Source organism: Methylobacterium sp. 190mf, from assembly GCF_900107945.1.
GTDB lineage: Bacteria > Pseudomonadota > Alphaproteobacteria > Rhizobiales > Beijerinckiaceae > Methylobacterium.
Genome location: NZ_FNVI01000001.1, coordinates 1 through 12834, shown reverse-complemented (window position 1 = coordinate 12834; position 12834 = coordinate 1). Strand labels below are relative to the sequence as shown.

At 59.5% G+C, this 12834-nt stretch carries 6 protein-coding genes and 7 pseudogenes; 6 read left to right on the top strand and 7 right to left on the bottom strand.

Translation table 11 applies throughout. The features are described 5' to 3' along the window. Positions 1–44: 44 nt before the first annotated feature. From C4T42_RS31335 to C4T42_RS00045, 4 genes and pseudogenes are all read right to left on the bottom strand, one after another. On the bottom strand, positions 45–1652 hold the full coding sequence (locus tag C4T42_RS31335) for an ISL3 family transposase (RefSeq protein ID WP_107491586.1): 1608 nt from the start codon (positions 1650–1652) through the stop codon (positions 45–47). 120 nt (positions 1653–1772) lie between these two features. Next, positions 1773–1965, bottom strand: a pseudogene (locus tag C4T42_RS00055) (transposase); the annotation flags it as partial. A gap of 131 nt (positions 1966–2096) precedes the next feature. Further along, a complete protein-coding gene (locus tag C4T42_RS00050) occupies positions 2097–3110 on the bottom strand; it encodes an SDR family NAD(P)-dependent oxidoreductase (RefSeq protein ID WP_103984531.1) in 1014 nt (337 codons plus the stop codon). A 149-nt stretch (positions 3111–3259) separates the two neighbouring features. Further along, positions 3260–4621 carry a UDP-glucose/GDP-mannose dehydrogenase family protein gene (locus C4T42_RS00045; protein ID WP_103984530.1) on the bottom strand — a complete coding sequence of 454 codons (1362 nt, stop codon included), beginning with the start codon at positions 4619–4621 and terminating at the stop codon, positions 3260–3262. A 236-nt stretch (positions 4622–4857) separates the two neighbouring features. Here C4T42_RS00045 and C4T42_RS00040 point away from each other — a divergent pair. The 4 genes and pseudogenes from C4T42_RS00040 (at position 4858) to C4T42_RS31800 (ending at position 7820) form a co-directional block, all read left to right on the top strand. After that, positions 4858–5811, top strand: a pseudogene (locus C4T42_RS00040) (IS630 family transposase). An 84-nt stretch (positions 5812–5895) separates the two neighbouring features. Then, a pseudogene (locus C4T42_RS32680) lies at positions 5896–6144 on the top strand (helix-turn-helix domain-containing protein); the annotation flags it as partial. Positions 6145–6301: 157 nt separating this feature from the next. Beyond that, a pseudogene (locus tag C4T42_RS00030) lies at positions 6302–7314 on the top strand (IS110 family transposase). Positions 7315–7652: 338 nt separating this feature from the next. Continuing rightward, positions 7653–7820: a hypothetical protein gene (locus C4T42_RS31800; protein WP_181049131.1), complete on the top strand. Its 168-nt coding sequence runs from the start codon at positions 7653–7655 to the stop codon at positions 7818–7820. Between the two features lie 197 nt (positions 7821–8017). Here C4T42_RS31800 and C4T42_RS00025 read toward each other — a convergent pair whose 3' ends face one another. Together C4T42_RS00025 and C4T42_RS00020 are read right to left on the bottom strand one after the other, a co-directional pair. After that, on the bottom strand, positions 8018–9073 hold the full coding sequence (locus tag C4T42_RS00025; RefSeq protein WP_181049130.1) for a glycosyltransferase family 2 protein: 1056 nt from the start codon (positions 9071–9073) through the stop codon (positions 8018–8020). Between the two features lie 247 nt (positions 9074–9320). Beyond that, positions 9321–10412, bottom strand: coding sequence for a glycosyltransferase family 4 protein (locus C4T42_RS00020; RefSeq protein ID WP_244603144.1), 1092 nt, complete (start codon positions 10410–10412; stop codon positions 9321–9323). A 939-nt stretch (positions 10413–11351) separates the two neighbouring features. Between C4T42_RS00020 and C4T42_RS00015 the strand changes: the two are divergent. Beyond that, positions 11352–11840 (top strand): annotated as a pseudogene (locus tag C4T42_RS00015) (transposase); the annotation flags it as partial. Positions 11841–11981: 141 nt separating this feature from the next. On the opposite strand, the pseudogene C4T42_RS00010 reads toward C4T42_RS00015, so the two are convergent. Next, positions 11982–12113 (bottom strand): annotated as a pseudogene (locus tag C4T42_RS00010) (IS110 family transposase); the annotation flags it as partial. 491 nt (positions 12114–12604) lie between these two features. On the opposite strand from C4T42_RS00010, the pseudogene C4T42_RS00005 reads away from it, so the two are divergent. Beyond that, positions 12605–12834, top strand: a pseudogene (locus tag C4T42_RS00005) (IS630 family transposase); the annotation flags it as partial.

Below are 12834 nucleotides of genomic sequence, written 5' to 3'. Positions count from 1 at the left end.
CAACGGGCGCCGAAGTCTGGTTCTCCATCACTCCGTGTGGTGGGTCAGACGGAGTTGAGGACGCGCTGACGCAGGAGTTCGAAGCCGGCGCGGCCATACATCTGTCGCTTGATCGTCTTCAGTCGGCTGATCTCGCCCTCCGCTGCCCCTGTCGACCACGGCAGGGCGATGGCATTCTCGATCCCAGCCACTTCACGTTGCAGGCCGGCGGCAAACCGCTTCAGCACGCTCGAGCGAGCCGCGGCCAGCCAATCTGTGACTGGCTCCGAGGACTGACCGCGCAGCATGCGCGCGAAGCGAACTGCCAAGTCGGCCGCGTTGGCCAGTTTCGGTGCAGTGCGCCTCAGGCGTGCGATGAACACGCCGTCCGCGCCGGCTATCCCCTCGGCGTCGCTCTGCAGAAGCCGGGCGATCCGCCTCGTTCCGGGCGGCTTCCACGGGCGAGCCGGGCCCCGACCGCCGACATCGAGCGTGTCGCCGCCGGCCCGGCGCCGCGCCGTCGCCCAAGCGCGCACCACTCGTGGATTGATACGAGCCCCAAGGCGATCGAGTTCGCGGGCCAGGGCCGCCGCGTTGCGGCAGCCCTCGCTCCAGCGCTGGTCGAGATAGGCCCGGTAAGGGTCGATAATGCACGGGCGCGCCGGCTTCGCCCAGTTCGGCGGCTCGTCCCGACGCAGCCAGCACCGCACCGTCTTGCGATCGAGGTCGAGATGGCGCGCGATGCCGGACACGGAGGCGCCGGCCCCATGCAACTGCAGGACCTCGGTGTGACGCGCCCGGCGCGGCGCGTGTCTGGCGAGCCGGCGCCTCTCCGCGGCTGTGGCCGGACGCGCATGGTTCTGGTCGGTCCGGTGCGCCGCGGCCCGCTCATCCCCGAGCGTGCGCGCCACAGAGCGGATCACGGCGTGCTCGCTGCCGACCGCCTCCTGCAACGCCTCGCCGAGGTTGCGCAGCAGATGCCAGCGATCCAGGACGTGCATCGCCTCGGGCGCCCCCAGCCGGACGGCCTCGCCGTAGACCTCGGCCCGGTCGCGGGCGACGATCTCAACTCTAGGATGGCGCCGCAGCCATCCGGCGACCGCTTCGGTCTCGCGATCGGGCAGGAGATCGGCGATCACCCGGCGTTCCACATCGACGATCACCGTGCCGTAGCGCTGCCCGCGTCGCCAGGCCCACTCGTCGATAGCGATCACGCGCGGCGGTCGCGCGACTGGGGCTGGCCCGGCCCGGACGATGCGCAGGACGGTGGATGGGCTGGCCGGGATGGCTAGACGATGGGCGAGCCGCGCGGCCGGGGCTCCGCCGAGGGCGAGACCGAGGTGGCGCTGCAGGTCATGAAGGCGCCGCGAGCGTCGTGCGTGTGGTGCCGCGACGTCCGGCGGGGTCTCGCTGAAGGTCCGGCGGGGGCAGGCGGGGTTGCGGCAGCGCAGACGGCGCAGCCGCACGCACAGGCCGACGGAGCGACCCTGGCAGGGCAAGTCGGCGAGGTGCCGCTCGTAGGTGCCGTGGACGCTGTGCGACCGGTTACTGCAGGCGGGACAGCACGGTTCTGTCGACCGCGGCACCGCCAGCACCATCACGTGCTCGGGCTTGGCCGTGACGGCGACGACCCGCAACGAGGGCGGAATGAACGGGAGCAGGCGCTTGGGCATGGGCGGACTCGGGCGACCATCATCCTGGTCCGAATCCGCCGGTGGCACGCCGGGTCCCGGTCCGACCACCCCACCACACGAAGTGACGGAGAACCAGTACTCAACGCCCGCTGACAAGTCCCAAAGGTCAAAGTAATCGTGCACCGTCGAGCGCGCCGCCACATCCTTTGGGATCGCCCGCCATGGGCAGCCAGTGCGGAGCCACATACATCAGGCCGTTCACTACCGCCCGCATGTCGACACTGCGCTTGCCGCCGCCACGCTTGGCTGGAGGGATCAGGGGCTTGATCAGCGCCCACTCGTCATCCGTCAGATCGCTCGGATACCGAAACTCGCTTCAATCGTAGCGGGCCCGGTTCTCGGTCGGCGACATCGGCAGCCTCCATACAGGCCGCCTTGACTCATAAACCCCTCACATCACTCAATATGTCGCCGAACAGACACTTAAGCGAGGGGTTCACCTAACTCGCGACGAACTGTTCCATCTTCATCGTAGCGCGAGCGATACCAAGCCACGAAGGTATCGATGCCGGCTTTTAAGTTTGTCTGTGGTCTGTATCCAGTCAACGCCTCTAATCTCGAGACATCGGCCCAAGTCGTTGTAACATCACCCGATTGCATTGGCCGAATTACTCGCCTAGCAGTACGTCCGCAAGCACTCTCGATCGCGTCAACAAAATCGGCAAGACTTTGTGGCTTATTTGCGCCAATATTAAGGATTCGATGACCGCCATTAGGAGGAGGATTATCTAAAATTGCGACAATACCAGTCACGATATCGTCTATGTAAGTGAAATCGCGACTCATCTGCCCATTTCCATAAATCTCAATTTCCTCGCCGCGCAAGATTCGGCGCGTAAACGAAAAATAGGCCATGTCAGGCCGCCCCCAAGGTCCGTAGACTGTAAAGAATCGTAGGCCAGTCTGCGCCAAGCCGTAGAGGTGAGCGTAGGTGCTGCTCATGAGTTCGCCAGATCGCTTCGTCGCCGCATATAGAGAAACGGGATTATCGACTAGATCCGTTTCTGTGAAGGCAGTGTCAGAAACGGTACGATTGCCATAAACTGAGGAAGAAGATGCGTAAACTAGATGTTTTATATTCGGAGCGTGACGGCATGCTTCAAGAATCGAAAGATGACCGAGGAGATTGGCGTGCTGGTAGGCAAAAGGTTGCTGAATCGAGTAACGAACTCCTGCTTGGGCTGCGAGATGAACAACTCGCTCAACGCCACTTTCATTCACGAGCATTTTCAGTGCTTCCTGGTCCGCAACGTCGAGGTGTCGAACTGTCAGGCCTGCCAACTGTTTGAGTTGCTGTGATCGCGCTTCTTTCAGACCAGCCTCATAGTAATCAGTGAATGAGTCGATCGCGATGACTTCGTGTCCAATTTTTGTCAGATTTAGACAGAGATGGTACCCGATAAAACCAGCAGCACCGGTCACGAGGATTGACGACATCTATATATCTCCATTGTCGTGATATTAAATTTTGCCGAAGTGATATCTTGTTTAAATTCACATACACGCTATCAAATTTTAGAAATAATATTTTTGAATGCTAGAATTAAAATCCTATATCCGCCCGTAATTCCTGATACTGAAGTGAGTTATTTATATCTTTCCCTTGGCAAATTAACAGGGATAGAATTCAGCTTTCTTCGTCCGACCCCGCAATAGTTGAAACCGTGGCGGGCTGCGCTCACCGGGTCGTAGATGTTGCGTAGGTCGATCAGCACGGGGGCCGCCTCGCCGGACGACATGGCCTGGCGCAACCGGTCGAGGTCGAGGGCCCGGAACGCGTTCCACTCGGTCACGATCACCACCGCGTCGGCGCCCTCGGCGCAGGCGTAGGCGTTCTCGGCGTAATCCACAGCCGGCATCAGCGCCCGCGCCTGCTCCATGCCCTCGGGATCGTAGGCGCGGACCACGGCGCCGGCGTCCTGCAGGCCCGCCACGATCGCCAGCGAGGGCGCGTCGCGCATGTCGTCGGTGTTCGGCTTGAAGGTCAGGCCGAGCAGCGCCACCGTCCTGCCCCGCACCGACCCGCCGCAGGCCTTGATCACTTTGCGCGCCATCGCGCGCTTGCGCTGGTCGTTGACCGCCACCACCGTCTCGACCAGCCGCAGCGGCGTGCCGGCGTCCTGCGCGGTCTTGACCAGCGCCAGCGTGTCCTTGGGGAAGCACGAGCCGCCGTAGCCCGGCCCGGCATGCAGGAACTTCGACCCGATCCGGTTGTCCAGGCCGATGCCCCGCGCCACCGCCTGCACGTCGGCGCCCACCGCCTCGCACAGGTCCGCGACCTCGTTGATGAACGTGATCTTCGCCGCCAGGAACGCGTTCGCCGCGTACTTGGTCAGCTCGGCCGTGCGCCGCGACGTGACCATGATCGGCGCCTGGTTGAGGTAGAGCGGCCGGTAGACCTCGCGCATCACCGCCTCGGCGCTGGCCTCCTCGGCGCCGACGACGATGCGGTCGGGGCGCTTGAAGTCGGCGATGGCGGCGCCCTCGCGCAGGAACTCGGGGTTCGACGCGACCGCGAACTGCGCCCCGGGATTGGTCTCGCGGATGATGCGCTCGACCTCGTCGCCAGTGCCCACCGGCACGGTCGACTTGGTCACCACCACGGTGAAGCCGGACAGCGCCCCGGCGATCTCCCGGGCGGCGTCGAACACGAAGCTCAGGTCGGCGAAGCCGTCGCCGCGGCGGGAGGGCGTGCCCACCGCGATGAACACCGCGTCGGCCTCGGCCACGGCCTCCCGCATGGTCGCGCGGAAGGCGAGCCGGCCCTGGCGGACGTTCTCGGCAACCAGGACGTCGAGGCCCGGCTCGTAGATCGGCATGCGGCCGGCGTTGAGGCTGGCGATCTTGTCGGGGTCCCGGTCGATGCACACGACCGTGTGGCCGAAATCGGCCAGGCAGGCGCCGGAGACCAGGCCGACATATCCGGCCCCAATCATCGCAATTTTCATATATCCTCCGCTCTTCGGCACAATCGCACAGTTTCTAAACTGGAAAAAGTCCTTTCCTGCACGGAACCGGATGCGTTAGATGATGTAGGTTTAGAAAGCAATTCCTACATTTGCCCGGCTTGGCGAGCTAAATCTTCAGCCAGCGATGGCACAATCGATAATTTGCGCTAGAGCGGAGCTCGTCCGATCGGAAGGTGTGCTGGGTGGCAGGGAGTTGAAGGGGCAAGGAGGAGCCCATGCCGACAACCCTGTCCGTCGATCTTCGCCAGCGCGTGGCATCCGCTGTCTCAGCCGGGGCGACTTGCCGGCAGGCCGCCGAGCGCTTCGGGGTGAGCCGGGCCAGCGCCAGCCGCTGGTCGCAGCAGAAGCGGCGCGAGGGCCACGTCGCGCCCAAGCCGCTGGGCGGCGACCAGCGCTCCCGCCACATCGAGGCTCATGCCGAGCTCATCTGGCAGACCTATGAGGCTCGCCCGCAGATCCTCCTGCGCGAGGCTCTGCAGGCGCACGGGGTCGCGGTCACCACCAGCTCTCTGTCGCGCTTCTTCGCCCGGCACCGGATCATGCGCAAAAGAGGGCGCTGCACGCAGCTGAGCAGTAGCGAGAAGACGTAAGAGCGGCGCGTGGGGCGTGGTTCGAGGCCCAGCCCGAGCTCGATCCGGAGCGCCTCGTGTTCGTGGACGAGACGGCAGCAACCACCAGCATGGTCCGCCGATACGGCTGGGCACCACGCGGCGCACGCTGCCGGATCACGGCGCCAGCGGGCCACTGGAAAACCACCACGGTCATTGCCGGGCTGAGGACGAGCGGGCCCGAGGCGGTTGCGCTGCTGGACGGGCCTGTGACGGGCGAGCGTTTCCGCGCTTACGTGGCAGAGACACTGGTCCCGACCTTAAGGCCGGGCGACACGCTCGTCCTGGACAAACCTCGGCGCTCACAAGGTGGCGGGCGTACGCGAGGCGATCGAGGCAGCCGGAGCCCGGCTCCTGTACCTCCCACCGTACTCGCCTGAGTTCAACCCGATTGAACTGGCCTTCGCAAAACTGAAAGCGCTCCTGCGCAGCGCGGCGGCCCGCACGGTCAGCGATCTCTGGGTGGCCATCCACAAAGCCTTCACGCGCTTCTCGCCCGAGGAGTGCCGCAACTACTTCACTGCGGCCGGCTACGAGGATGATGCTTGTGCTTCAAGCTGATCGGGACCCGCGCTAGTGGTCAAAACCTGACGGTTGAGTCCGTCCCGGGTTTCGGTTTGGGCTGTGTCCTGCGAGTCTGGCGGGATGCGCAGCGGCATCTCCTTCTCGCTTTCTGCTTCGGATCGCCTTCGACTGGACGCCCTCGTGGCTGACCGGAATACGCCGCAGAAGCATGTCTGGCGCGCTCGCATCGTGCTGCTGAGCGCCGATGGGCTCGGGACGCACGCGATCATGCGTGAGGGGGGCGTGTCCAAGACCGCGGTCTGGCGCTGGCAGGAGCGCTTCGCGCGAGAGGGCCTCGCTGGGCTCCTTCGCGAAAAGACACGGCCAGCCCGCATCCCGCCGCTCGGCCCGGAGGTTGCGGCGCGCGTGGTGGCGCTGACCCAGGCTGATCCGCCCGGCGAGATTGAACTGATGCGGTGGATGCCCCCCACCAACAGGCATTTCGTATGCCTGACGGTTGAATCCGAACCGATCATAGGTGTCATCGATGACGACGATCAGCATGTTGACAGTCGATCTGTCGAAGGGCAGCTTTCAGGTCTGCGCCGTAGATCCGGACGGGACCGTTCTCTACAACCGCGCGCTGTCGCGCTCACGATTTGCCGCACTGCTTGCCGATCAACCGGCCTGCATCGTGGCAATGGAGGCTTGTGCGACGTCGCATCACTGGGTCGCGTGGCCCAGGCTAGCGGTCACGAGGTCCGGCTGGTTCCGGCGGTCTACGTGAAGCCGTTCGTCAAGCGTCAGAAGAACGATCGTGCAGACGTGGAGGCGATCGCCGAGGCGGCCGCGCGCCCGAGGATGCGCTTCGTGGCGGTGAAGAGCGCCGAGACACAGGGCCGTGCGGTGGCGTTTCGGACGCATCAGTGTCTGGTTCGTCAGCGCACGCAGCTGATCAACGCGCTACGCGGCCATCTGGCCGAATTCGGTGTCGTCGCTCCGAAGGGGCCGGCAAACCTGAAGGTGCTGGAAGAGGCTCTGGCCGACGAAGTCGCCGGCCTGCCCGGCGCGGTGCGAGCGATGGAGATTATCTATCTCGACCAGATCGCGGGGCTGACGCAGGTGATCGAGCGGCTGGCCGACGAACTGGAGACGGCCTCGCGGATGGACGCCGATCTGCGACGCTTATGCACCATACCGGGGATCGGGCTGGTGACCGCAGGAGCCGTCGCCGCCTTCGCTCCGGATCTCGACACGTTCGACAGCGGACGCAACTTCGCCGCCTGGCTCGGTCTCGTGCCACGGCAGCGATCCACGGGCGGCAAGGCCAAGCTCGGCTCCGTCAGCAAGATGGGGCAGACCGATATCCGACGGCTGCTCATCGTCGGGGCCATGAGTGTGATCCGCTGGGTAGTTCGCAAGGGCGGGAGCGCGAACCGTTGGCTCGCGACCCTCGTCACGCGCAGACTGAAGATGGTCGCGGCGGTCGCGCTCGCCAACAAGATGGCGCGGATGATCTGGGCCGTGACGACGAAGCAGGAAGATTACCGAATGGCGTGACCGGAGCCCCGAGCGGGTGAAGGCACGTCGTGGCCGCGAGGCCGGGCGAGCGATTGACGAGGAGTAGGCGACACGGACTTCGAAGTTCAAGGCAGGGACATTCAGACTCGGCGCTCGAGCGCATGCAGCTCTCTGAACCGATGTGAACCCAGCCTTCCGAACAGCATACCGGCCCGTGGCGTCATCGAAGGCCACAATATGAGGCCGACACACGTCCGATCGAAGACCCCGCCGAAACCTCAAAGATTGTGCTTGCCAAACAGGGGGCATCCACACACGTCCCGTCCGGACCTACGGCGCAGACCTGAAAGCTGCCCTTCGACAGATCGACCGCCAACATGCTGATCGTCGTCATCGATGACACCTATGATCGGTTCGGATTCAACCGTCAGGCATACGAGATGCCTGTTGGTGGGGGGCCATCCGCCGCATCAGTTCATCCTCAAAACCGTGGACGCCTGAAACCCGCCATCACAAGCCTGGGTAACTACGGATCGGCCACTTGAAGACGATTACGATCGCAGCCGGCCTCCGTACCAGCGGTCTGACACTCAGACTCGGGCAGCAAGAGTGGCTCGACCACAGTTCCAAAATCTTCAAGTACGATTGAATGAAGAAGTATTCAATTGTATTGGCGTTACATTTTATCAAACTCACGCTGATTAAAAAACTAAAGTCCGATCAAAGCCCAAAGTTGGGCAAACTAATCTCTCATTTTCTGCGATTTTCTTATGATACGATCAAAAATACTCCACCGACCGATTTGACCACGGGCAGCTTGAAATACCAGTCTCACGACCGAAGATGGCATGAAGGCCATCGTAAAAATCCAAGCTAGCCAAACAAAGCGCCCAGTGTAATTTACATTGGGCGCATCCAATAGAAACACGATTCCTTTAAAGAAGAGAACTGACGACTTATCGCCAATATGAGGCGACTGATCCGGAGCCAACCTGCTTGCCAGCATCCTATACTCTAATTGTTGTAGAGACCTAATGTCCCTCCGCTTACCTAAAGGCAGCTGCCTGTTTTCTGCAGCCTTCATAAAGTGACTCTGAAGCACTAGGTCAAAATTCAACCAACGGATGATGGGCTCGACTTTGACACTTTTGGCGTCCTGCGCCCAAGCATTCTGTCCGTGAACCCTATAAGACCCCAAAATCGCATCTAGGCTTTTCACTCGGCCATAGAGCGGCGCGAGCTTATTCAGATACCCATCCGGAGATCGATAGACTTTCACCGAATCTATTGGCAAAAGTTCCAAAAGAAATTCTCGGGAATAGGCATTCCCTGAAGAAACAGTCCACGGATAAACCCCATAAAGTAGAGACTGCCTGAAAACCTCATCAGGCGTTAGCTTATGTGAAAAGCTTGGGAAGGGCATCTTTTGATCGACGCCCTGTCGATCGACGGTGTCTAACCGGTATTGCAGCTTAGATAGACCCTCCTCCCAGTTTTCATCGACGATTTCCAGACAATTCGAATGTAGAAAATCATCCGCATCCAAGAAAATGCAGATTTGTCCAGAAGAAATCTGAAATCCAGAATTTACCGATTCAACGTGACCACGCTGGTCATGAAAAACTGGTCGTAGCAAGCTTGAGAAACCTGCTATTATATCCCGTGAGCAATCCGTCGAGCCGTCATCAACCACTATAATCTCGTGCGGAGGGCGATTTTGACTCAAGCAACTTCGAATCGATTCTGCAAGAAACTCTCCATAATTGTGATTTATAATAATTATGCTTATTGTTTTCATGATGCAACCCATCTAACGCTAAACGCTGGTACCGATGCTAGGAATCAAACCATACAAGCCTGCATCTCGACTCACCATAGCAGTCACCACGTTGCAGATGCGAGGTGGCTGCTCGGAATTTTACGCGCTTCTCATGTAAGAAATCGCGACATCAAAGCTTGAGGCAGAATCGATCAGGATTTCACGCAGCTATGGTCAAACGTTCATAGTATACACAATAGCGAGATCGAACGCTGATTTGTAAATCTCAAGTTCCCACAGACCGTTCACTTTCTATCAATTCGCCGCTTATCTGCACATGAGCTCGAATGAAAGCTTCCGCCCCCATGCCGGATTTAACAATATGAGCTTGAGCTCGCAATACCATTTCTGCCGCACCTTTCGGATTCGCTAAGACTTTCTGGATCGCCAACAAAAGGTCCTTTTTGCTTCCAACGCCAACATAGCAAACATGATTGGAGTCAAAATATTCCCTAAGCCCACCAGTATCTGTAGCTACAACCGGAAGACCAAATAAAATCGCCTCCTGTATCACAGTAATTCCGCTCGCATGGTGATTTTTTCTCAGTGGGACAGATACTAAATGGGCTCGACCCATATATGATTTAAGTTCATCGTTGGTTTTAGCAACAGTAATTTTGACATTTTTCTTTCGGAAAGCGAGCCACTTTGGCGCTGTGCGCGAGAGGATTACAAGCTCAACGTTCGGAAGTTGACAGCACGCAGCAATTAGAGTGGGCCAGTCTCTATGTCTGTCGCTTCCTGGAGAAACAATAATGAATCTGTCCGCCAACGATTGCTTAGGAGCTAGCATGGTTTCAGTAGGAATCCCAAAAGGAACGATGACTATGTTTTTTTTAGGAAAGATTTTTGCTGCTATTTCGTAATTCAGTTTAGAGTGTACTGTGAGTACATCCACCCTGTCGATCAAAAATTTATATAAAAATTTGTGCGCGAACGAAAGTTGGGGCCATTTGTCAAATAGCCAGACGCTTTGGCCAATGATTTTTGGCTTGCGTCGACTTAGCAATAACGCGGCGACGCCTAAGTATTGTGATTCGGTATGTGTCCAAACCACATCTGATGCAAGTATTTCACGCCTTTGGCGATATGCGTGAACTAAATCGAATCCCAGGACAACGCGTACGGCAAGGCGCAATGTTTTTAACATTACGGATTCGGGGTGCGACTTTGAATAGAGGAGTTCACAGCCCATCTTTTCCGCGCGGCCATATCCATATGGCGTCGGATCATTGATCCCGACTAATGTGCCAGCTAGCCAAGACTGATGCCAGGCATCCGCATCTTTATTGCGAGCCAGGTGGATAAAAACTTTCAAAGAGATCTCCCTAATTTGATCATGCGCCCAGCAAATCTAATCATTTTGGTGCATAAATTTCATGCAGTAAGGTGAGACAATGGAATATTAGATTTAACGCCGGGAAAAATTCATCCCGAATACATCTTGAGGTGATGGGCGTGTCTTTATAAGATGCAAACACGTTAACATTGATTCTTCGATATTGATGACATGCTTCATTTCACTCCACAGATCGGTTGTCCAGGGCAATAACCTTGTTTCTCATCATAGCTTGTAATTTAACCCACCTTTGCAATTCGAACATACCGAGATTATGTGCCAACAAAGCCCTTATGTGCTACGCCCTTATATGCGCTAGAAGACTTCAGAGCAACGCTAGCAGCGGAAGCCTCCTAAGGGGGCGCCGCGATCTGAAGCGCTACCAATATCAATCTTCTGAAGGATGGTGCGGTATCATCCAACAAGCCATAGTCGGCAATGGTCTAATGTGTGTCGCACACCCATGTTATAGCTATTCTACTTGACTTGCCGCAAAGCTTTCGTAGGTGCGCAGAACGGACCACTACGATCCCCTCGCGGGCGAGCTACGGTGAGATCTTCTGGGACCCGTAGGCGCAGGAGGCTGCGTACACGTTGCGGATCTCGGACATGAGCGTCGAGCCGCGTTGACCCTGACCGGCAGTTGCTTTGGATCGGTGTGGCGCGACGCATGGCGCAGTTTGTCGACGCGCTTATCTCTAGTTTACTTCAGATCGGGTTCACAAAATATATATATTCTGACTGTCGATAAAAGCCTTGGTCGTGTCCCTGGAGGTGGTGTAGCTCGCCGGTAGCGGGAGAGCCCGCCTGCGCGCCCTTCCCAGCGCTGTAGCAGGCGGGATCTCTCGCGGGGTGGTCATCGGCGGTTGCCGGGTAGGGTCGGGTTGCTGGCACCAACCTCGAACCCGAGAGACCCCGATGGCCGACGAGATGATGGCCCTGCGCGGGCTGATGGAGAAGAGCGCCGATGCCGATCTGCTGCGCGATATGATCGGCTTTGCGGCCGAGCGGCTAATGGAGCTGGAGGTCGGTGGCCTGACCGGCGCGGCCCACAGCGAGAGGAGCGCCGAGCGGCTGATCCAGCGCAACGGCTACCGTGCCCAGGATTGGCAGACGCGGGCCGGCACGATCCAGCTGCGCATTCCGAAGCTGCGTAAGGGCTCGTACTTCCCGGCTTTCTTGGAACCGCGCCGGATGGCTGAAAAGGCGCTCACGGCTGTGATCCAGGAGGCCTACATCCAGGGCATCTCGATCCGCTCGGTTGATGACCTCGTCCAAGCGATGGGCGGCACAGGCGTGTCGAAGAGCCAGGTCAGCCGGCTCTGCCAGGAGATTGACAAGCGCGTGGGCGCGTTCCTCGCCCGGCCCATCGAGGGCGAGTGGCCCTACCTCTGGATCGACGCGACCTGAACCGCCCCGGGTTTCCCGGAGGCCATTCGGTTTCGGTCAAGCGGCCAAGGCTTGTACCTCGGCCCGAGCAAAGTAGCGCGCCTCAGCCTCGGCGGGAGGTGAAGCCATCAGGCTCGATCGCCAGGAGAATGGGATGATGTGCAGGCGCGCATGTTCGGCCGCCAAGCGCTTGACCAGACGGCGCATTCTCTCGGGCGCGGCGTCGATCTCGCCGAGATAGCGCACCTCACCTCCGCGCTCGCCGTCGGCGACCGCGATCGCGTCGCGCATCTTTGCGACATCGATCCCGACGGAAACCTCGCTACACTGCACTACGGCTCGCCCTCCTGCGGTGAGGATCGGCCCGGCCCATCTGAGCAACCCTCGAAGGCACAGTGTAGGGCGAGCCACCCCCAAAGCCGCGGACATACGGACTTACGCTTGAGCGCGATATCCGCGCCTTCATCGCGGCCACCAACGTAGATCCCAAGCCATTCCGGTGGCTGAAGTCGCCGATGACATCCTGGCCAGCGTCAAACGCTTCTGCTTGCGAAACCTTGATATGCAAACAGAAGGTACCGGTTTGTCGAAAATTTAGGCGCAAGCTACTAGTCACTGCCGACAAGCTATTATATCGAACTAAAAGAATATCCTCTTAAGCAGATAGCATCGAATATTAAATCTAGCCTAGAGCGTTTTCGGTTTGGGCTGAGTCGGCTTGGTGGGGTTCACGCGGCGCTGGGAGACTGATTCACTCGGCCGGTCGACAGCCGGAGTGAAGCATGGGCCGCCCCTACAGCTTGGACCTGCGCGAGCGGGTGGTGACCGCGGCTGCGGCGACCTCGCGCCGTCAGGCGGCCGCCCGCTTCGGGGTCGGCCAAGCAACCGCAATCCGCTGGATGGCGGCGCTCGCCGCGACTGGGACGGTGGCCGCCCGGCCGCAGGGGCGTGCCCGCCGCTCCAAGCTCGACCCGTACGAGACGTTCCTGCGTACGCTGATCGACGAGAAAGT

Excerpts from the sequence above, each read along its gene's own strand:
- C4T42_RS00045 (WP_103984530.1), bottom strand. The coding sequence starts at position 4,621 with ATGAAAATTGCGATGATTGGGGCCGGATATGTCGGCCTGGTCTCCGGC.
- C4T42_RS31800 (WP_181049131.1), top strand. The coding sequence starts at position 7,653 with ATGCTGATCGTCGTCATCGATGACACCTATGATCGGTTCGGATTCAAC.
- C4T42_RS00025 (WP_181049130.1), bottom strand. The coding sequence starts at position 9,073 with ATGAAAACAATAAGCATAATTATTATAAATCACAATTATGGAGAGTTT.
- C4T42_RS00050 (WP_103984531.1), bottom strand. The coding sequence starts at position 3,110 with ATGTCGTCAATCCTCGTGACCGGTGCTGCTGGTTTTATCGGGTACCAT.
- C4T42_RS31335 (WP_107491586.1), bottom strand. The coding sequence starts at position 1,652 with ATGCCCAAGCGCCTGCTCCCGTTCATTCCGCCCTCGTTGCGGGTCGTC.